This window comes from Planosporangium spinosum, assembly GCF_049999945.1.
In the GTDB taxonomy this organism is placed as follows: Bacteria; Actinomycetota; Actinomycetes; order Mycobacteriales; family Micromonosporaceae; genus Planosporangium; species Planosporangium spinosum.
The window spans coordinates 256,452-276,684 of the sequence record NZ_JBLYUB010000007.1; the positions used below are offsets into that span (position 1 = coordinate 256,452).

The 20,233-nt window shown below is 71.9% G+C and carries 17 protein-coding genes, 3 tRNA genes and 1 riboswitch; of the genes, 15 read left to right on the plus strand and 5 right to left on the minus strand.

The features are described 5' to 3' along the window. Position 1: 1 nt before the first annotated feature. Positions 2-1,159, plus strand: a complete 1,158-nt coding sequence (locus tag ACNTMW_RS12715; RefSeq protein WP_426633742.1) for an 8-amino-7-oxononanoate synthase — start codon at positions 2-4, stop codon at positions 1,157-1,159. Further along, positions 1,156-1,872: a dethiobiotin synthase gene (gene bioD / locus ACNTMW_RS12720; protein WP_426633671.1), complete on the plus strand. Its 717-nt coding sequence runs from the start codon at positions 1,156-1,158 to the stop codon at positions 1,870-1,872. Before ACNTMW_RS12715 ends, bioD begins: the two co-directional genes overlap by 4 nt. 19 nt (positions 1,873-1,891) lie before the next feature. On the opposite strand, the gene ACNTMW_RS12725 is transcribed toward bioD, so the two are convergent. Continuing rightward, the gene (locus tag ACNTMW_RS12725) at positions 1,892-3,166 is read right to left on the minus strand and encodes a serine hydroxymethyltransferase (protein ID WP_426633673.1); all 1,275 of its coding nucleotides are present in this window, start codon (positions 3,164-3,166) and stop codon (positions 1,892-1,894) included. A gap of 29 nt (positions 3,167-3,195) precedes the next feature. Continuing rightward, a riboswitch (ZMP/ZTP riboswitch) is annotated at positions 3,196-3,285 on the minus strand. A 52-nt stretch (positions 3,286-3,337) separates the two neighbouring features. Between ACNTMW_RS12725 and ACNTMW_RS12730 the strand changes: the two genes are divergently transcribed. The 5 genes from ACNTMW_RS12730 (at position 3,338) to ACNTMW_RS12750 (ending at position 6,110) form a co-directional block, all read left to right on the plus strand. Beyond that, positions 3,338-4,468 carry a CapA family protein gene (locus ACNTMW_RS12730; protein ID WP_426633674.1) on the plus strand — a complete coding sequence of 377 codons (1,131 nt, stop codon included), beginning with the start codon at positions 3,338-3,340 and terminating at the stop codon, positions 4,466-4,468. 93 nt (positions 4,469-4,561) lie between these two features. Next, a complete protein-coding gene (locus tag ACNTMW_RS12735) occupies positions 4,562-5,656 on the plus strand; it encodes a CapA family protein (protein ID WP_426633675.1) in 1,095 nt (364 codons plus the stop codon). Positions 5,657-5,818: 162 nt separating this feature from the next. Beyond that, positions 5,819-5,891 (plus strand) — tRNA-Gly (locus ACNTMW_RS12740). A gap of 34 nt (positions 5,892-5,925) precedes the next feature. Continuing rightward, a tRNA-Cys gene (locus tag ACNTMW_RS12745) sits at positions 5,926-5,996 on the plus strand. A gap of 39 nt (positions 5,997-6,035) precedes the next feature. Continuing rightward, positions 6,036-6,110, plus strand: a tRNA-Val gene (locus ACNTMW_RS12750). 171 nt (positions 6,111-6,281) lie between these two features. Here the strand turns inward: ACNTMW_RS12750 and ACNTMW_RS12755 are convergent. Beyond that, positions 6,282-7,394 (minus strand): tyrosine-type recombinase/integrase, encoded by a 1,113-nt coding sequence (locus ACNTMW_RS12755; protein ID WP_426633676.1) that lies wholly within the window; start codon positions 7,392-7,394, stop codon positions 6,282-6,284. 126 nt (positions 7,395-7,520) lie between these two features. Continuing rightward, positions 7,521-7,742 (minus strand): helix-turn-helix domain-containing protein, encoded by a 222-nt coding sequence (locus tag ACNTMW_RS12760; RefSeq protein WP_426633677.1) that lies wholly within the window; start codon positions 7,740-7,742, stop codon positions 7,521-7,523. Between the two features lie 266 nt (positions 7,743-8,008). Here ACNTMW_RS12760 and ACNTMW_RS12765 point away from each other — a divergent pair, with 266 nt between their 5' ends. Beyond that, a complete protein-coding gene (locus tag ACNTMW_RS12765; RefSeq protein ID WP_426633678.1) occupies positions 8,009-8,566 on the plus strand; it encodes a hypothetical protein in 558 nt (185 codons plus the stop codon). Positions 8,567-8,646: 80 nt separating this feature from the next. Here ACNTMW_RS12765 and ACNTMW_RS12770 read toward each other — a convergent pair whose 3' ends face one another. Both ACNTMW_RS12770 and ACNTMW_RS12775 read right to left on the minus strand, forming a co-directional pair. Further along, on the minus strand, positions 8,647-9,657 hold the full coding sequence (locus tag ACNTMW_RS12770) for a TRM11 family SAM-dependent methyltransferase (protein WP_426633679.1): 1,011 nt from the start codon (positions 9,655-9,657) through the stop codon (positions 8,647-8,649). Beyond that, positions 9,650-10,336 (minus strand): polysaccharide deacetylase family protein, encoded by a 687-nt coding sequence (locus ACNTMW_RS12775; protein ID WP_426633680.1) that lies wholly within the window; start codon positions 10,334-10,336, stop codon positions 9,650-9,652. The genes ACNTMW_RS12770 and ACNTMW_RS12775 overlap by 8 nt, the downstream gene beginning before the upstream one ends. A gap of 717 nt (positions 10,337-11,053) precedes the next feature. Here ACNTMW_RS12775 and ACNTMW_RS12780 point away from each other — a divergent pair. From ACNTMW_RS12780 to ACNTMW_RS12810, 7 genes are all read left to right on the plus strand, one after another. Further along, a complete protein-coding gene (locus tag ACNTMW_RS12780; RefSeq protein WP_426633681.1) occupies positions 11,054-11,854 on the plus strand; it encodes a hypothetical protein in 801 nt (266 codons plus the stop codon). A gap of 251 nt (positions 11,855-12,105) precedes the next feature. After that, positions 12,106-12,501 (plus strand): pilin, encoded by a 396-nt coding sequence (locus ACNTMW_RS12785; protein WP_426633682.1) that lies wholly within the window; start codon positions 12,106-12,108, stop codon positions 12,499-12,501. Positions 12,502-12,764: 263 nt separating this feature from the next. Continuing rightward, positions 12,765-14,399, plus strand: a complete 1,635-nt coding sequence (locus ACNTMW_RS12790; RefSeq protein WP_426633743.1) for a TrbL/VirB6 family protein — start codon at positions 12,765-12,767, stop codon at positions 14,397-14,399. 47 nt (positions 14,400-14,446) lie between these two features. Then, the gene (locus ACNTMW_RS12795) at positions 14,447-15,355 is read left to right on the plus strand and encodes a PrgI family protein (protein WP_426633744.1); all 909 of its coding nucleotides are present in this window, start codon (positions 14,447-14,449) and stop codon (positions 15,353-15,355) included. Beyond that, positions 15,352-17,151 (plus strand): VirB4 family type IV secretion system protein, encoded by a 1,800-nt coding sequence (locus ACNTMW_RS12800; RefSeq protein WP_426633683.1) that lies wholly within the window; start codon positions 15,352-15,354, stop codon positions 17,149-17,151. The genes ACNTMW_RS12795 and ACNTMW_RS12800 overlap by 4 nt, the downstream gene beginning before the upstream one ends. 29 nt (positions 17,152-17,180) lie before the next feature. Then, positions 17,181-18,569 (plus strand): hypothetical protein, encoded by a 1,389-nt coding sequence (locus ACNTMW_RS12805; RefSeq protein ID WP_426633684.1) that lies wholly within the window; start codon positions 17,181-17,183, stop codon positions 18,567-18,569. Further along, a complete protein-coding gene (locus ACNTMW_RS12810; RefSeq protein ID WP_426633685.1) occupies positions 18,566-20,194 on the plus strand; it encodes a type IV secretory system conjugative DNA transfer family protein in 1,629 nt (542 codons plus the stop codon). Before ACNTMW_RS12805 ends, ACNTMW_RS12810 begins: the two co-directional genes overlap by 4 nt. Positions 20,195-20,233 lie beyond the last annotated feature (39 nt).

Here is a 20,233-nt window from a genome sequence, read left to right on the forward strand (position 1 = left end):
GCTGACCGCGGGGTGGCTGGACACCCTCACCCACCAGGCCGTCCAGCGGGAACAGGCGGGGCTGCGCCGGGAACTGCGCCCGCACGGGCCGGCCGACGGCGTGGTCGACCTCGCCGGCAACGACTACCTGGGCCTGGCCCGCCATCCGGAGGTCGTCGAGGCCGTCGTCGCGGCGGTCCGCGCGTACGGGCTCGGTGCCACCGGCTCCCGGCTGGTACGTGGCTCGACCAGCGCGCACGGCGAGCTGGAGACCGGGCTCGCGGAGTGGCTGGGAACGCCGACCGCGCTGGTGTACTCGTCGGGCTACCTGGCCAACCTGGGCGCGGTCCGGGCGCTCGCCGGTCCGGGGACGCTCATCGTGTCGGACGCCCACAACCACGCGTCCCTGGTGGACGGTTGCCGGCTGGCCAGGGCGACCGGGCGGGACGGGGTGCAGACCGTTGTCACCCCGCACGCGGACGTGGCGGCGGTGCGGGCGGTGCTCGCCGCGCACCCCGGCCGGCCGGCGGTGGTCGTCACCGAGTCGGTGTTCTCGGTGGACGGTGACCTGGCCCCGCTGCGCGAGCTGCACGACGCCTGCCGCGAGCGCGGTGCCCTGCTGCTGGTCGACGACGCGCACGGGGTCGGTGTCCTCGGCCCGCACGGCGCGGGCGGGGTGGCGGCCGCCGGCCTGGCCGGCGAGCCCGACGTGGTCGTCACGGCCACCCTGTCGAAGGCCTTCGGCGCGGCCGGTGGGGTGGTGGCCGGCCCGGACGAGCTGCGCCGGCACCTGGTCGACACCGGCCGTACCTTCATCTACGACACCGCACCGCCGCCCGCCGTCGCCGCCGGCGCCGCCGCGGCGCTGCGGCTGCTGCGTACCGGCGACGCGCTGCGCGCCGAGCTGGCCGACCGGGCCGGGTACGCGACCGCGCGGCTGCGCGCGGCCGGCCTGGAGGTGCCCACGCCGGCCGGCGGGGTCCTGTCGGTCACCGCACCCGGTCCGGAGCAGGCGTTCGCCTGGGCGGCGGCCTGCCGGGAGCGGGGCGTGGCGGTCGGCTGCTTCCGCCCGCCGTCGACGCCGGACGGCCGGTCGCGGCTGCGGCTTACGATCAACATCGGAGTGGCGCGTAGCGACTTCGCGCGCGCCGTCGACGTCATCCTGGAGGAGCGCCCATGACGCCGTGGCGCGGGCCGGTCATCGTCACCGGTACCGACACCGGAGTTGGCAAGACCGTCGTGACCGCCGCGCTGGCCGCCGCGGCCACCGACTCCGGGCTGCGGGTCGCCGTGGTCAAACCCGGCCAGACCGGGATCGCCGGAGGGGAGGAGACCGACGCCGAGGTCGTCGCCCGGCTGGCCGCCCCGGTGACGGTACGCACGCTCGCGTCGTACCCGGACCCGCTCGCCCCGCTGAGCGCGGCCCGGGTGGCGGGCCTCGCGCCGCTCGTGCTCGCCGACGTGCTCACGGCCGTGGAGGAGCTCGCCGCCGAGCATGAACTGGTCCTCGTCGAGGGGGCCGGCGGACTGCTGGTCGCCATGGGCGACGGCGGCTGGACCATCGCCGACCTGGCCATCGCGCTCGGTGCCCCCGCGATCGTGGTGGCCCGCGCCGGGCTGGGCACGCTCAACCACACCGCGCTCACCCTCGAGGCGCTCGACCGGAGGGAGATCCCGGCCCGGGTGGTGATCGGTGCCTGGCCGGACCGGCCGGAGCTGGTGCACCGCACGAACCTGACCGACCTGACCGGGACGCTGGCCGGCGTGGTACCCGACGGCGTGGGCGGGAACGAACCGGCCTGGTTCCGGCAGCGGGCCGCCGAGTGGCTGGCTCCGGAACTGCACGGCACGTTCGACGCCGAGAAGTTCCGGAGCCAGCACGCGATCGACTAGCGGGCCGGCAGGTGCCCGACTAGCGGGGCGTGGGCTCCCAGCCCGGCATCGGGTACCCGGCCAGCAGCTCGCGTACCTGCCCGGCGATCCGGTCCAGGGTGGCCTCGTCGTCCTTGACGGCCGCGTCGACGGCCTCGGAGATCCAGGCGGCGACCTGCGGCATCTGCGCCTCGGTCAGCCCCCGGGTGGTCAGCGCCGGCGTGCCCAGGCGCAGCCCGGACGGGTCGAACGGCTTGCGGGGGTCGTATGGGACGGTGTTGTAGTTGGTCTCGATGCCGGCGCGGTCCAGTGCGCGGGCGACCGGCTTGCCGCCGATGCCCTTGTTGGTCAGGTCGACCAGGATCAGGTGGTTGTCGGTGCCGCCGGTCACCAGGTCGAAGCCGTGCTCGATCAGTGCGGTGGCCAGGGCCTTCGCGTTGGCGACGATCTGATGGGCGTAGCGGCTGAAGTCGGGCTGCGACGCCTCCTTCAGTGCCACCGCGATGCCGGCCGTGGTGTGGTTGTGCGGGCCGCCCTGCAGGCCGGGGAAGACGGCCTTGTCGATCGCCTTCGCGTGCGCGGCTGTGGTCATGATCATTGCGCCGCGCGGGCCGCGCAGGGTCTTGTGCGTGGTGGTGGTGATCACGTCGGCGTGGCCGACCGGAGACGGGTGCGCGCCACCGGCGATGAGCCCGGCGATGTGGGCGATGTCGGCCACCAGTACGGCCCCGACCTCGCGGGCGATCTCGGCGAACGCCGGGAAGTCGATGGTCCGCGGGATGGCCGTGCCGCCCGCAATGATGATCTTCGGCTGTTCCCGGCGGGCCAGGTCGCGGACCTGGTCCATGTCGACGCGGCCGTCGGAACGGCGCACCTCGTAGCGCACCGGGCGGAACCAGGCGCCGGTCGCCGAGACGCCCCAGCCGTGGGTGAGGTGCCCGCCCATCGGCAGCGACAGGCCCATGACCGGGTCGCCGGGCTGGGCGAACGCCAGGTAGACGGCGAGGTTGGCCGGCGAGCCGGAGTACGGCTGGACGTTGGCGTGGTCGACGCCGAACAGCGCCGTGGCGCGGTCGATCGCGAGCTGCTCGATCTGGTCGATGAAGCGCTGGCCCTCGTAGTAGCGCTTGCCCGGGTACCCCTCGGAGTACTTGTTGGTCAGCACCGAGCCGGTCGCCTCGAGCACGGCCGGGGAGACGTAGTTCTCCGACGCGATCATCCGCAGGACGTCGTGCTGGCGCTGGGCCTCACCGTCGACGAGCGCGGCCAGGTCCGGGTCGGCGGCGGTCAGGTGCGGGATCGGCGGTACGTGCATGAGCGTCCTCCTGGCAAGGTCGGCCAACGACCGGACACCCAGGCGCGCGGTGTCACGATCACGGTCGCTCCCCGGTGGTCGATTCCACCTTCTGTGCTGCGCCAGTCACGAGTACCACCCGAGTCTAGTGCTGACCGGTGATCTGGACGCGGCGCCCGTACTCTGTCGCGGGTGAGAACCCGGATGTGGGCCGTGCTGGCCGCGGTACTGATGGTCGCCGGAGGCTGCTCCGCCGACGCGAGCGGTGCGCCGGTGGGTACCTGGCAGGCGGCCCCCGTCACGCCGGCGGCGGCGGGCGCGGCGTCGGCGGCTGCGGCGTCGGGCGGCGACGTCACCCTCGCGTTCGCCGGGGACGTGCACTTCAGCGACCGTACCGCCGACCTGCTGGACGATCCGGCGACCGCGTTCGGTCCGGTGGCCGAGACGTTGCGCGGCGCCGACGTCGCCATGGTCAACCTGGAGACCGCGGTCACCGACCGGGGCACCCCCGAGCCGAAGCAGTTCCACTTCCGGGCGCCGGCCACCGCGCTGGACGCGGTCAAGGCGGCCGGGGTGGACGTGGTGACCGTCGCCAACAACCACGCGCTCGACTACGGCAGGGTCGGGCTCACCGACACCCTCGACAACGCGCGCAAGGCGGGGATGCCGGCGATCGGCGCCGGCCGTACCGCGGACGAGGCGTACGCGCCGTGGGTGACGACGGTCCGGGGTACCCGGATCGCCGTCGTCGCGGTCAGCCAGGTCCACGAGCTGGAGGGCAGCTGGGCCGCCCGGGACGACCGGCCCGGGATCGCGATGGCGGCCAACCTCGACCGCTCCGTCGCCGCCGTCGCCGCCGCGCGCAAGCAGGCCGACGTGGTCATCGTGTACGCGCACTGGGGCCAGGAGGGCAACGACTGCCCGACGTCGGAGATGAAGACGTTCGCCGCCCGGATGGCGAAGGCCGGCGCGGACGTCGTGCTGGGTACGCACGCCCACCTGCTGCTCGGCGACGGCTGGCTGGGTAACACCTACGTCGCGTACGGCCTGGGAAACTTCCTGTGGTGGCGTGACGACGCCTTCAGCAACGACACCGGCGTCCTGCGCCTGACCCTGCACGACCGCCGGGTGGCCCGGTCGGAGCTGGTGCCCGCGTCGATCTCCCGGACCACCGGCCAGCCGCTGCCGGTCACCGGTGCCGAGGCCACCCGGATCACCAAGGAGTTCACCGGCCTGCGGTCCTGTACCGGGCTGTCCGGTACCGCCTCGCCGTCCGGTACCGCCTCGCCGTCCGGTACGGCCTCGCCGTCCGGTACCGGGTAGCTGTCCGGTACCGGCCCGTACGGGGCGGTACCGGGATGGACGCGTCGAACCGGTTGCCAGTCGGCGACGGCGCCGCGCCGCTACCCTGTCGCGGTGACCGGACGACGCAGGATGACAGGACTGGCCGCGACCGTACTCGTACTGGCCGGCGCCGTTGCAGGGTGTGCGCGGGAGACGGCGACGTTCCACCCGGCCGGGGCCGTCGCGTCGTCCGGAGCGTCGGGGGCCCCGGCCGCGCCGGGATCCGCGGACCCGTCCGGGCCGGCGGGGTCGATCACATTGGCGTTCGCCGGCGACGTGCACTTCACCGAACGTACCGCGCCACTGCTGGACGACCCGGCGACCGCGTTCGGACCGATCGCCACGGTGCTGCGTGACGCGGACCTGACCATGCTCAACCTGGAGACGGCGATCACCGACCGGGGTACCCCGGAGCCGAAGCAGTACCACTTCCGGGCGCCGGTCACCGCGTTCGACGCGGTGCGTGCGGCCGGGGTGGACGTGGTCACCCTGGCCAACAACCACGTCCTCGACTACGGCCAGGTCGGGCTCGCCGACACCCTCGACAACGCGAAGCGCGCCGGGTTCCCCTTCGTTGGGGTCGGGCGCGCCGCCGCCGAGGCGTACGCGCCGCTGTACGTGACCGTGAAGGGCGTCAAGGTCGCGCTGCTGGCGTTCAGCCAGGTACACGAACTGGAGAGCACCTGGGTGGCCAAGCCGAACCGGCCGGGCGTCGCGATGGCCCTGGATCTGGACCGGGCCACCGGCGCGGTCGCCACCGCCCGCAAGAACGCCGACCTGGTGATCGTGTTCAACCACTGGGGCCAGGAGGGCAAGTCGTGCCCCAACGGCGAGCAGAAGACGTTCGCCGCGAAGCTCGCCGCCGCCGGAGCGGACCTGATCATCGGGTCGCATGCGCACACGCTCCAGGGCGACGGCTGGCTGGGCGGCACGTACGTGGCGTACGGGCTGGCGAACTTCCTCTGGTACGGCGACTCGTTCAGTACCGAGACCGGTGTGCTCAAGGTGACCGTCGACGGTCGCCGGGTGGTCAGGAACGAGTTCCTGCCAGCGGTGGTGTCCGTCACAGGACAGCCGGTGCCGGCGACCGGGGAGGCGGGAAACAAGATCAATCAGCGCTACGCCGGCCTTCGCCAGTGTGCCGGTCTCGCCGCCCAGCCGTCGTGAATTGCCTGCTTGATCGGCATATGGCGGGCTCGGGGCGATTCATCGACACGCCGGATGCCCCCCCGGTTTGGCGGTGGGGGCGGGCGTGGGCTAAAGTTCTCATCCGTCAGCGGGAAACGCGGCAGGAACCGGAAACGGGGACGCCGAGAGAACCGAAGACATGCGGACGTAGCGCAGTTGGTAGCGCATCACCTTGCCAAGGTGAGGGTCGCGGGTTCGAGTCCCGTCGTCCGCTCGGAGGCCGCCAGATAATCTCGAGGCGACACCTCGGTGGAGTGGCCGAGAGGCGAGGCAACGGCCTGCAAAGCCGTGTACACGGGTTCAAATCCCGTCTCCACCTCGATCCCGAGTACACGGGGGCACCACCAGATAAACCCCAGGGCGATTGGCGCAGTGGGAGCGCGCTTCCTTGACACGGAAGAGGTCACTGGTTCAAACCCAGTATCGCCCACCATCTAAATAGGCAGTTCATGTGACCCGTTGCCGGTGACCCGGTAGCGGGTCAACTGCTATTCAGGCCTTACGGTGGGAGCATTTGGGGAGCACGGCCGCTCCCCGGGTGTGACAACTTCCGTTCGCCGATTGTCCTGCTCCCCGGGTGAGCACTTCCTAGTCGCAAAGGTGGTCACGTCGCGGAGGGCCGCCGTGGGGGAGTGGTTTGCTCCCATCGTGCCTGGAGGCCGTCGGCCAGGCGTTGTTCGACGGTGGCGCTGACGTGGCTGTAGATGCCCCGGACGCCGGGCAGGCGGTGACCGAGCCGTTTGGCCTGGGCGACCTCGGGCACGCCGTCTTCGATGAGCCAGGTCTTGTGGCTGTGTCGCAGGTCGTGGAAGTGCAGACCGCGCACGACGGCGGGGATGCCGTTGTCCGGGTCGCCGTCGGTGGCGGGGCGCCAGTGGCGGCGGTGGAAGCTGGAGCGGCGGTGCAGTCCGCCGTCGCGACCGGTGAAGACGTGATCGTGGTCGTGGCTTTCGAGGTGGGTGCGCAGGAGATCGATCAGGAAGGGTGGCAGCAGGATGTCGCGTACGGCGGCCGGGGTTTTGGGTGGGCCGAGTTCGAGGTGGCCGCCGACCTCGTGGAGGGCGCCTTCGTCGGGGTCAATGAGGATGCGTGCGTCGTCGAGCTTGCAGTTGGGGCGGCGCAGTCCGGTGAGTTCGCCCCACCGCATCCCGGTGTAGGCGGCCGTGATGATGAGCGCCTGGTTCGGGGAGCTGACGCGGCTGGCGATCTCGTTGACCTGTTCGGCGGTCGCCCACGGTCGTTCTGGGCGGTGGGCTGAGGTGTTGCGCAGGCGACGGCACGGGTTCATGGCGATACGCCGCTCTTCGACCGCCTCGCCCATGATCATGGATAGCAGGCTGAGGATGCTGGCGACGGTGGAGTCGGCGCGGTGGCGGTTGAGGTCTTTGACCCATCGTTTTACGGCCATGCGGGTGATGGCGTTGAGGGGCGTGTCGCCGAAGCGGGGCAGGATGTGCACGTCGAGGTGCGAGCGGTACCGCTCGAACGTGGACGCGCCGACGTCGTGGGCGTCGAGCCACTGCTCGACCCACTCGTTGAGGGTGATCTTGCCGTTGTCGGGGTTGATGAACACGTCACGGTGCTGGTCGGTTTCGATGGCCCGCGCGCGGGCGTTGGCCGCCGTTTTGGTGGGGTGACTGCTGTCGGTGGCGACGCTGCCGGTCGGGGTACGGAATCGCACCCGCCACTGGTCGCCGCGCTTTTCGACCCAAGCCATGGTGGCGTCGTTCTCCTGTCCGTTGTTGTCGCATGGTGGTCCGGCCCTGGGGTAGGGCCGGACCACCATGGACGCTCCCCATGTCAGCGGAGGTCAAGTCCTACCGGCCGCCGGGGACGTCGATGGTCAGTGGTGCTGGTGGGTGGGCGTGCACGCGCCGGCCGCGATGATCAAATTCAGATCGTTGGCGGAGAACCGCAGGTGCTTGCCGACGAAGGTGCACGGGATGGCACGCGCGGTCGCCTTCTTTCGTAGCCACGATGGACTGATCTGAAGGAGAGCCGCGGCCTGTTCCGCGGTGTAGAGCAGCGGTACATTGCTGGTTTCGTCCCGCGGGGGGCCGCTCATCGGTGCCCCGCGTTCCCGGCAGCCAGAGGCGATGAGGCTCTTTGCGCGACAACGCGTAGGTTCCTCTGTTGGACACCGGAAGCCCACGGCTCAGCCACCGGCGATGACCAGCGTGTTCCGGCCCGTCTGGGCGTACCTGCACCAGCTTGACGTGGCCTCTGGATCTCTGGGCTGGGCTCGGCGCGGTCCCCGTCACACCGGCCCGGCTGAACCCAAGGGCCTGGATGGGCTTGCCGGTACCGCGCCGCTCGACAGAGACTCTCGACATGCGCAAAGCCGGCCAGCTCACTCCCGAGCAGTTCTGGGCGCGCATGGCCCAGATCGATGATCAGATACGCGCCTCGGCGCATGTCATGCCGTTGTACGGGGCCGCCGACCTTACCGAATCGATCATGACCGGCGACTGGCATTGGCAAAACGATCGCCTCACCACGGCCGGGCTCATCCACGGCGAGCAGTCCGGTAGCGGTCCGTACGTACACGTACGGATCACCACCGACGACCCGGCAGCCGTGGTCAGTGACCTCCGCATGAGGTCGCATTCCGATCCACGTGACAAGGACCCGTTCCTCAAACTGCGGGAGCGTCTGGCCTCCACACCGACCACCGGTGTCGAGATCGCCATCAACGGCCGGCTCGAGCCCTTCAACCGGTGGGACGACGGTGCTGGCTGGTACGCCGCTACCCGGCACGGCGGGTACGGCGTCGTGATCGAAGCGCGTGAGCTGACACCCGACCAGATCAACCTGGTCCGAGTCGAGGACATCGAGCCGTACCTGGCTGGCCGGCGCGCCTACATACGCGCTCTCCGGAGTGAGGCATAGGCGGCCTCCTGCCTCTGCGCGCCGCTGGCCGGGCTGCCGCTCACCGCCCGGTCGGCAGCATGCCGCCGCATCTACGCACTTCACGAGGCCAACCCCTCAGATTCATCACGAACCCGAGTGTCGAGATGCGACGTTGGTGCTGATGGCCACTTCGGTTCCTGTTGGGAAGCCTTGAGCTCGTGGAAACTGGCGGAGGTTTGACTCAGCTTTAGGACAACTACGTCCTCGTGCTGGACGAGCCATTGGGGGTCGCCGTTGGCGATGGCGTCGCGGACGTTCTTCTGCTGGAAGAACGACGCCCGGGGTACGAGTATCCCGTCGCGGACGCCGGCCATCAGGGCGACGCACTCCTCGACCAGTTCCAGCCCGGCGGCCTGGCCGGCGGCGACGACCATGCCGGGGATGTCGACGAGTTCGCCGTGGCGCCGGTACGGGCGGGCGGTGATGACGACGTGTCCGCCGGGCCGCAGGATCGCGTGGCAGCCGGCGAGGATGTCGGTGAAGCCGGCGGCGAGGGTGTCGTGGTCGCGGTAGGCGAGGTTGTCGCTGCCGCCGTAGCTGTGGTGGAGCTTGCGGACCTTGCCGCGCCGCGGGCCGGGAGTGCGGACGTGGCCGTGGGTGGACGGCCCGTACGGCGGCGAGGTGACCACCAGGGCGACCCGGCCGCGCATGGGAGGCGGCAGCAGCGTGGGCAACTGGCGGGAGTCGCCGGTGTAGACCTGCCCCGTGCCGGGGGCGTCCTGCTTTTCGGCAAGGGCGATGTTGACCGCTGCCAGGGCTGCCCACCGGGCTTCGTACTCGATGCCGACAGCGTGCCGGCCGAGGTGCATGGCCTCGACCATGGTGGTGCCGATGCCGGCCATCGGGTCGAGCACGAGGTCGCCGGGGTCGGTGTAGGTGTGGATGGCGTAGCGGGCGATGGTGGGCAGCATCTTGCCCGGGTGCGTGATCGACTCGGCGGTGTAGCGACCCTTGCGCAGTTCCCGGGAGGGCTTCTGTCCGGTGATCCAGACCGAGCCGGGGTAGCCCTGGCCGGTCAGCCGGGCCGGGGAGCCGAAGATGGCGGGCGTGATGGGACGAGGCTCAGGCATCGGTGGCCTCCGAGGTGGACGCAGCGAACACAAGAAGATCCCGATGGGTGCGCACGTGTCGGCCGGCGAGCAGCGGCGGCCGGCCAACCGGCTCGGGTTCGGTGCGCGGGTCGGTCTCGGCCAGGGGGACCAGGACCGCGGGGATGTGCTGGTGGTAGAGCAGCCCGGCGGTCCGGGCGGCGGCGACGACGCTCGAGCGGTGCCCGGGTGTGCTGGCACCCGGCCCGGCCGTCAGCAGGACGACGAGGTATCCGCCGGGGCGAAGTAGCTCCCGCCAGGTGCCGATGGCCCGGCTCAGGTCGTGCGGGTCCCGGTTGTCGACGTCGAGGCGCGGCAGCGTCGCCAGGACGAGCCCGGCCTCGGTTCGGGCGGTGGCCGAGCACCCGGCGAGGGGCTCGGGCCCGACGTGCGGGCTGCCACCGTCGGTGACGGCGAGGCCGTGCCGTCGGTGCAGGTACCGCGCGGCTGCCGCGACGGTCGGGTGGCCGTCGAGGTCGAGCACGATGTCGCCGTCGCGGGTGTAGCGGGCGATCAGGTGCGCGACGTGGTCGGGGTGGATGCCGTACCAGTCGGGCAACGCTCGCCCGGCCGGGTCGGCGGGTCGGTGGTTGTGGGTCGGGCGAAGGAGCAGTCCGACGGGCGCCGGAGGGCGGGTGTCGGGAGTGCGGGTCTGCGGCATGGGTGCGGTGGGCCATGTCCGCCGACGAACGCTGACACATAGAGATACAGGTTCCGGGCCTGTTTTCGACATCGGCCCCGGCCCCGCGCGGGTCGCCGAACCTGGGTAACGCCACCGGCTGGGCGCCTATAACAAGATCGATTCAGGGTTGAACGCGCAGGCCGGAGCTGTGGCTGGGATGATTTCCGCCCGGCAGCGAGCGGCCGACGGGATGTTGGGTGATCGCGGTCACCTGTAACAAGATCACGGGATCCAGTATCAGGATCGCCGCTGAGGGTTAACGGGATCGCCAATCTCTCGAACAAGATCCACCTGTGGGTATAACAAGATCAATGACGGCGTTTCTCGGCTGCCTGAGGGTTGAGCACGCCTTGCCCCCTCGATCGCGTGGGTCGTCAAGGGCGACCGACACTCCGCAAGATATTGATGTTCACGGTGGGTCTTCGACCTTCGGGGGTCGAGGCTGCGCGCGCGGCCGGCGAGGGTTGAACACGTAGCTCAGCTCCCCTGTGACACCCCTCGGCAGGCGTTCAACACCAGGAGTTTGGGGGCGCTCGGCCGGGGCGGTCGCGCAGAGGTTGAACACGCGCTGTGACCCTCAAACAAGATCCACAGTGTTCATGATCTGTTACACCCGAGTGGAGGGATGGGTGCTGTCCAGCCGGGACGCCCCTTCGAGGCCCCGGCATCCCGTACCCACTTCTCGGGGGATCTTCCATGCCCAAGTTCGTTCGTTCCGTGCTGCCCGCCGTCGGTCTCGTGCTCGGCGAGCAGCCCTTCGACGTCGCCGCGACCGCGTTTCGGCTGCTGACCACGGGGCCCGATCCGCTGTCGATCGATGGTGCTGCGCTCGGCGGCGGGCTGCCGCGTCGGCGGATCGCGCTGTCGGAGTTGGCCGCGATCCTGATGCACCCCTCGTGCGGTTACGCCGCGAGTGACCGAGCGTGGCGGCTGCTGATCGAGCGGGCGCGCACTGACGGCTCGGCCTGGGTGGTCGGCGCCGTTGGGGTGGCGCTGCCTGGACTGCGGCAGGCGGCCTATCGGCTGCGCGGCTTCTCCGGTGACGTGCAGGCCGAGCTGCTGACCGCCTTCGTCGCCGCCCTGCGCGAGGTGAAGGTCGGCGGGCCGCGGGTGGTGCAGCGGCTGCTGTCCGCCACGTTCACCGCCGCCCGCGCGGCCTTGCGCGCCGACGAGCCGCGCGCCAAGGCCCCGGGGGAGCTGCCGGTGCCGGCACCGACCACCGGGCACCCGGACGTGGTGCTCGCCCGCGCCGTCGCGGTCGGGGTCATCACGCCCGCCGAGGCCGAGCTGATCGGCGCCACCCGTCTCGACGGGGTCGCGGTGGCCGACTACGCCGCCCGGCTCGGCAAGGCACCGAAGGCGGTCTACAAGGCCCGGGACCGGGCCGAGGAGCGCTTGGTCGCGGCGGTGTGTTCCGGTGATCTGTCCGATGAGGACGCGCAGGTGATCGCCGAGGCGACGATGACCGTTGTCCCGGACCCGGCGCATCACGTTTGAGCTGGGCCTTTACGGCGCGATGTCGAAAACGGACCCAAAATCTGTATCTCTTAGTGCGGGCCTTTCCCGCACCTGGTGACCCTCTTCGACCGGCCCCGTCGACGGCGCTGACACCCGCAACGGCCCGCCGAACCCTTCGAAGGAGGACGGCCACCGCGCCGGTCGCAGGTCACCTGATCCCTCGCCCGTTTGCCCCGCCCCACGCCTTGTCGGGGTGTGGGGCGGGGCTGTCCCGGAGGTGCCCACGTCCCATGAGCCACCGCCCTTTGCACCGCCCGACCCCGACCCCGCGTCGCCCGGCCACCGACCGGCCGGGCAGGCGCCTGACCCGCACCGTTCGCCGCCTTGCCCCGGCGCTCGCGGTCACCGCCGGCACCGCCCTGGCCGTGACCCTGACGGCGGACGCGGCCTTCGCCGCCGACTCGATCCCGCAGGTTGTCAACAACATCCGCGCCTGGCTGGTCGGCATCCTCGTCGCGGTCGCCACCCTGTTCCTGACCGTCGGCGGCCTGCGCTATCTCGCGGCCAATGGCGACCCCGGCGAGGTCGAGAAGGCCAAGCTCGCGCTCAAGTCCGCCGCGATCGGCTACGCGCTGGCCATGCTGGCGCCGCTGTTCGTCACCATCGTCGGTCAGTGGGTGAAGTGATGACCCACTCCACCCCGTCCCGCCGTCCCAACCGGCTGCTGGTGGCCGTGGTGCTCGGCCTCGGGCTCGCCGCCGGTCCCGTGTTCGCAGGGCCGGCGGCGGCCGAGCCGTCCCCGGCACCCGTCCCCGGCCCGAGCGTGCCGGACCCCGGCGTGCGCCCGTCGTCCCCGACCGTCCCGCCTGTGGCTACGCCGTCCCCGTCACCGGTCATCCCGTCCCCGATGCCCGTCCCCGGTGGGGACGACACCGACGACGACCCGGGGATGTTCGACATCCCGGGCCAGATCCGCAAGGCCATCAATGAGTTCCTGATGTGGGTTGCCAAGACCGGCCTCAAACCGGTCATGGACGCCCTCGGCGCCACGGCCCTGTCCACGCCGGACCTGACCAACAACGAGCACGTCAAGGCGATCTGGACGACGTGCCTGGTGGCCGCGAACGGCATCTATGTGCTGTTCGTCATCGCCGGCGCCTTCATCATCACGTCGCGGGAGAGCCTGCAAACGCAGTACGGGTTCAAGGAGATCGCGCCGCGGCTGGCCCTGGGCGCGGTGATCTCCAACGTCTCGCTGATCCTGTGCGGCAAGGCCATCGAGGTCACCAACGCCCTGACCGCCGCCATCGCCGGTCAAGGCGTCGACGGGCCGAGCGCGGCGAACGCCATCATGGGCATCCTCTACCAGCCGTTCAACGGTACGAGCCCGAATCTGCTGCTCGCGCTGCTGGTCATCGCCGCGTCCATCCTTGCCCTGATCGTGGTCATCACTTTCGTGCTGCGGGTGGCGCTGATGGTCGTGCTCGTCGGCACGGCTCCGTTGGCGCTGGCGTGCCACGCCACGCCGCAGACCGAGGGCCTGGCCTACACCTGGTGGCGCGCGTTCGGTGCCTGCCTGGGCCTGCAGGTGGCGCAGGCGGTGATCGTGCTCGCCACGATCAAGGTGTTCCTCACACCGTCCGGCCTGGTCCTGCTCGGGGTGCCGGCCACCGCCAGCGGCCTGCTCGGCGTGCTGGTCTGCATCACGATGCTCTGGTTGCTGCTCAAGCTGCCGGGCCTGATGAAGCAGTTCGTCCTCAGCCCGCTCGGGCTGCGCAACCAGGGCCGAGGGCTGTTCGGGCAGCTCCTGCAGGCGTACCTGACGTTCAAGACCCTCGGTGCCGTCACCGGCCTCGGCAAGGGCAAGCGGGCGGCCACCGCCGGGGCGGCGGCCCGCTCCGGGGCCGGCGGCGGGACGGGGACGGCCCCGGCGCGGCGCGTCCCCAACGCGGGCGGCCGTCCCCCGGGACCGTCCCCGGCGCCGTCCCGGCCGTCCCCGGCCGCCCCGGTGGCGTTCAGCCACGCCCCGGCCACGCAGACGCCGCTGCCGGCGCCGGCCGGCAGCAACGGGGCACCGACGTTCAGCCACGGCCAGCAGCCGGCCACCCCGGCACCGGCACCCACCGGCCCGGCATCGGCCGCCCGGTTCTCCCAGCCCAATCCGGCGCAGCCGGCCACGCCCCGCCCGCCCGGCCGCCCGGCCCCGGTGGCGTTCAGCAACACCCCGCCCTCGCCGGCCAGCCCCACACCGGCCGGGCCGCCACCTGCGGCAACGTTCTCCAACCTGCCGGCCGCGCAGAGCGCACCGCGCCGGCCACCGGTGTCCGTGACGCCGGTGTTCTCCTCCACACCCACTCCGGGTCGCCGGCCAACGGCGGCGCAGCGGCCCACCACCCGGCCGTCGGCCGCCAGCGGTAGCCAACCGCCGGCACCACGCCCGGCCACGACACCGGCACCCGTGCCTCGGCCGTCCCCGAGCCCGTTCCCACGTCCGCGACCGAGCGCCTCGCCGGTCTTCCGGCCGGCGCCGTCGCCACCGCCCCCGCCGCCCGCCCGGCGGCCACCGACAGGAGGTAAGCCGTGAGCCGCCGCGACGACGAGGCACCGCTGCGCGCCCGGGTCCACGCTGATGTGGAGCGCCCAGACCGCATCGCGTTCGGGCTGACCGGCCGTCAGCTCGTCATCCTCACCGTCACCGGTCTGGTGCTGTACGCGGCGTGGACGGCGCTGGTGCGGGTGGTGCCGCCGCTGGTGTTCGTCGCCTGCGCGGTGCCGATCCTCGGGGCGGCGTTCTTCCTGGCGGTCGGCCGCCGAGACGGGATCAGCCTCGACCGGTGGCTGCTCGCCGGCCTGCGGCACCGCCGCGCCCCGCACCGGCTCGTCCCGGTCGAGGGGCCGATCGCCCCGGCCCCCGCGTGGGTGTCCACCACGCGGGGGCCGGGCGACCGGCTCCCGCTGCCCGCCCCGCTGCGGCTGCCGGCCAAGGGCATCACGCCCGAGGGCCTCATTGACCTGGGGTCGGACGGCACGACGGGCCTGGTGGCGGCCTCGACGGTGGCGTTCGGATTGAGGACCGCGGCCGAGCAGAACGGCCTGGTGGCGGGGTTCGCGCGCTGGCTGCACTCGTTGGGCGGGCCGGCGCAGATCCTCGTTCGGGCGCAGCGGGTCGACCTGACCCACGTGGCCGACCGGATCATCTCCCGCGCACCTGGCCTGCCGCATCCTGCCTTGGAGGACGCGGCCCGCTCACACGTGGAGTTCCTCGATGCTCTCGCCGCCCGCCGGGAGCTGCTGCACCGGCACGTCACCGTCGCCGTGCGCAGTACCCGCAGCCCCGGCCACACGAGCCATCAGGCCGCCGAGACCGTCCGAGCGCTGTCCGGCTGTGAGGTCGCGGCGAGGGTGCTCGGCCCGGTCGACGCGGCAGCCACCTTGGCCGGCGCCCTCAACCCTGCCGCCTCGTCGTCCCCGCTGCCGGGACGACCCGTCTCCACGGCCGGGACGAATGACCTCGATCTTGATGGAAATGGGGAGCTGTGAACCTGTTGACTCGTCGTCGTCCCCGCGCCGTCCCCGAGGTGGGGACGATCGTCCCCGGCAGCCCGGACGCCGTCGAGGTCGGCGGACGGTCCGTGCGCGTCGGGGACGGTTACACCGCCACCCTGGCCGTGACCGGCTACCCGGCTGAAGTCGGCCCCGGCTGGCTCGAGCCGCTGCTCGCCCACCCGGGTCGGGTGGACGTCTCGCTGCACATCGAGCCCGTCCCGTCCGTGGTGGCTTCGCAGCGGCTGCGTAAGCAGCGCGGCCGGTTCGAGGCGAGCCGTCGGCAGGATGCGGCCAAGGGCCGCCTGGATGACCCGGAGCTGGACGCCGCCGCGGTCGACGCCGCCGAGTTGGCCGCCCGCGTCGCCCGGGGCGAGGCCCGGCTGTTCCGCCTCGGCCTGTACCTGACCGTGCACGCCGACACCGAGGACGAGCTGGCCGATCGGGTCACCGAGGTCCGTGCCCTGGCATCGTCGCTGCTGCTCGACGTGGCCCCGGCCACCTGGCGGCAGCTGCAGGGCTGGATCACCGGCCTGCCCCTGGCCTTCGACGCCCTGGGCATGAAGAGGGTGTTCGACACCGACGCCCTCGCCGCGAGCTTCCCGTTCACGTCGCCGGACCTGCCCACCACGGCGGGGGACAGCGGCATGGGCGTCCTGTACGGGCTGAACCTGTACTCGCCCGGGGTCGTCGTGTGGGACCGGTGGGCGCAGTCGAACTACAACTCGGTCATCCTCGCCCGCTCCGGTGAGGGAAAGTCCTACCTGGCCAAGCTCGACCTGCTGCGCAACCTCTACCTGGGGGTTGAGGCGTTCGTCATCGACCCCGAAGACGAGTACGTCAAGCTCGCCGAGGCTGTCGGCGGCACCATCATCCGACCGGGCGCCCCCGGCGTACGGATCAACCCGCTCGACCTGTCCCAGGCGGACGGTGACGACGCCCTGGTGCGGCGGGCGCTGTTCATGCAGACCTTCGTCGCCGTCCTGACCAGCGGTGACGGCACCACCGGCGCGGCTGCGGTGTCGCCACAGGAGGCCGCCGCCCTCGACGTCGCGGTCCTGGCCGCGTACCGGGCCAAGGGCATCACCACCGATCCGCGCACCTGGCAGCGCCCGGCGCCGCTACTGGCCGACGTCGCCGAAGCCCTCGCCGGGGCGGGCGACGCCGGGCATACCCTCGCCGCGCGGCTGCACCCCTACGTGGCCGGCTCGTTCAAGGGCCTGTTCGACGGCCCAACCAGCACCACCCCGAACGGGCACCTCGTGGTCTACGCGATCAAGGACCTGCCCGAAGAGCTCAAGCCGATCGGCACGCTACTCATCCTCGACGCGATCTGGCGCACTGTCAGCACCGCCAACCGCACCGGAGCATCAGGCTCCCGATCGGAGGCCCGGCGGCTGGTGTTGGTGGACGAGGCGTGGCTGATGCTGCGCGCCGGCCTCGGTGCGCAGTTCCTGTTCCGCCTGTCCAAGAGCGCCCGCAAGTACGGCGCGGGCCTGTCGGTGATCACCCAGGACGCCGCCGACGTGCTCGCCACCGAGGTCGGCCGGGCGGTGGTGTCCAACGCGGCCACGCAGGTGCTGCTGCGGCAGGCGCCACAGGCCATCGACGCCGTCACCGAGGCGTTCGGGCTCACCGACGGCGAGCGGGCGTTCCTGCTGTCCAGCGCACGCGGGGACGCACTCCTCGCAAGTGGATCTTCGCGGGTGGCGTTCCACAGTCTCGCCTCCGACGCCGAGCACGACCTGGTCGTGACCGGCCCGCAGTCCGGCACAGGTTCCGCCCGCCGGTAATCCCCTCAGCTGATCCAGGAGACCCCTCAATGTCCTTCGTCGCGCTGCTCACCGTACCGTCCCGCCTGCTGGCGGCGTCGTCCCCGCCGTCCCCGGCTCCGCCCCCGCCGTCCCCGCCCGGGTGTGTGCCGGGCCGCGACGGCATCCCCGACTCAGTGCTCGGCAAGGTGCTGTGTGGCTCGTGGGGACCGGACGCACCGGCGGCGGTGTGGTCCTTCGTCCGCGAGCGGTGGCCGCTGCTGCTCGCCAGCTTCGCCCTGCTCGTCGCTCTGATCCTCGCCTGGCGGGCGTGGCGACGCCGGGTGTGGCGCTCGCACGCCGCGCAGGCGCGTTGGTTGCAGATCACCCCGCCGGTCACCGCCACCCCGGCCGCCACTGTGGGGCTGTGGCGGCTGCTCGCCACCGCCCTGCCGGTGCCGGGCCGGTGGACGTTGCGCCCGGCCCGGATCGTGTGGGAGGTCGTCGCCGATCCCGACGGGATGCGCGCGGGCCTGTGGCTGCCGCCCGGGGTGAACCCGACCGCCGTGGTCCGGCTGCTGCAACGCGCCTGGCCCGGCGTCCGTGCCGAACAGAGCGCCCCGCCGGCCGTGCCGACCACCGGCACCGTGACGACCCTCGCGCTCGTGCCGACCCAGCCGGACTGGCTCCCGCTGGTCGAGGACACCGCCCAGGCCGGTCGGCGCGGCGGCCCCGATCCGAACGCGCCGGAGGAGGACCAGCTCCGCGCCGTCTACGACGGGCTCGCCTCGGCCGGGCGCACCGGCGGCGGGCTGCTGCAGGTGCACATCAGCCGGGCACCGGCGCACCGGCTGCGGGTGTTGCGCCGGGCGATGACCCACCCCGAGCGGGTCCGCCGCACCCGGGGTGCATCCCGCGCGGTCGGGCTGCTCGCGGACGGACTCCGGACGTTGATCATCGGCGTGCTCGATCTCGTCACCCCTGGCCCATCCGCGAGCAAGCGCCGCCCAGGGCCGGCCGACCCGTACATGGCGGAGTTGGCCCGGCGGGCACGCGCCAAGTACGCCAACGCGCCGCACCTGCTCGTCGCGGTGCACGCGGTTGCGGTCGGCCCCACCAAGCCGGCCGCCCTGGCCGCCGCCGCCGACATCACCTCCGGGTACGGGCTGCTGTCGGCGCACTTGACCCGCCGGCGGCTACGTCGAGGCGCCACCACCGAGGCGATGCGGTGGGTGCCGGAGGCCCGGATGAGCCTCGCCTCGGTGGCCGAAGCCGCCGCCCTCGCCGGGCTGCCCGCAGAGCCCGCCGCCTACGGGCTGCCCGGTGCCGCGTCCCGGCGCCGCACCGCCAACCGCGACACCTTCCGCATCGGCACCGCCGACCGGCCGCGCCGCCTGCCGTCGACCACCAAGCCCGATCCCGATGACGATGACCTGCCGAGCGTCTGGAGCCCCGCATGACCATCAATCCCACCAGCAACAACACCGCCGGCGGCAGCAGTACGGAGAGGGCAGGCACGGCGCGGCCGAGGTTGAACCTGGTGCCCTTGGACCAGCGGCAGGGCATCGGCGGGAAGGTCATCGGCGTCACCAACGCCGGCCCGCGCATGCGGGTCGGGATCTCGCTGCCGGACTGCCGCTACCACGTGCACGCGCTCGGCCCGACCGGCACCGGCAAGACCACCCTGCTGATGAACATGATCCTCGACGACGTCGAGGCCGGACGCGGTGTCGCCGCGTTCGACCCGGCCAAAGGTGACCTGATCCGCGACCTCCTGGACCGGATGCCCAAAGAGGCCGGTGACCGCCTCGTGCTGATCGACCCGGACGAGCGGCACGCGCCCCCGGTGATCAACCTGCTCGACCCGGCTGTGCACGGCGGCACCCCGCACGACGTGGCCGCCAACGTCACCGCCGTCATGTCCAAGGTATGGGCGCGCTGGTGGGGCCACCGCTCGGCCGACATCTGCTACCACGCCCTGCTCACCTTGGCCCACCGGGAAGGCTCCACCCTCGCCCAGTTGCCGCGGCTGCTGTCGGACACCAAGTGGCGCGCCGAGCGGGTCAAGGTCGTCACCAAGGGTTTGAACGCGTGGGAGGGAACCACCCTGGCCGAGTTCTGGGAGGGCTTCGACGGCCTCCCGGCTGGGCAGCGCGCCGGCCTGGTCGCCCCGCTGCTATCCCGACTCCGGTTGGTGCTCGCACACCCGATGGCGAACTCGCTGTTCGGCGTGCCGGCCACGACGTTCTCCTTCGCCGACATCCTCGACGGCGGCGTGCTGCTGGCCCGGCTACCGAAGGGTGTCCTCGGGGAGGACGGCACCCGGCTCATCGGGTCGCTGCTGCTGGCGGGGTTGTGGCAGGCCACTACCGCCCGCGCCCGCATCCCGGAGGCCCAGCGGCCGGACGCCATGGTCGTGCTTGACGAGTGTCACAACTTCCTGCACCTGCCCATCGGTATCGATGACGCTCTCGCCGAGGCCCGCGGCCTGCACACGAGCTTCGTGCTCGCGCATCAGTATCTGGGCCAGTTGTCCAGGGAGATGGTGGAGGCCATCGACGCCAATGCCCGCAACAAGGTGTACTTCGCCCTCGCCCCGCGAGACGCCGTCGACCAGGCGAGGCACCTGCGCCCGTACCTGGACGACGGGGACCTGATTCGCCTCGGCGGCTACGAGGTCGTGCTGCGGCCGGTCGCCCAGGGCCGAGTGGTGCCCCCGGTCACCGCCGACACCGAACCGCCCCCACCGCCGGTCAAGGGCAGAGCCACGCAGCTGCGTGAGGCGGCGCGGGAGCACACCGGCCTGTCACACGACGAACGCAGGAACCTGCTCGGCGCCGCGGTGACCGTTGCCCCCGGCTCTGAGGAGGAGCCGTCGGACGAGGTTGCGGTGCCGGAGCTGGTCTTCCGCAACACCTTCGCTGCTGCGGGCGAGCGGTCTAACGAGACCTCTAACGAGACGTCAAACGAGCGATCTAACGAGTTTTCTAACGAGTCCGAACGCTCGTTAGACCGCGCCCCCTATGACACGTCGTACGCGCACGTCACACCGGTTGAGGAGGACTGGTGGACCGGAACCGACTGATAAGAGATATCACTCCTACTAGCACCCTGCGTTCTGCCC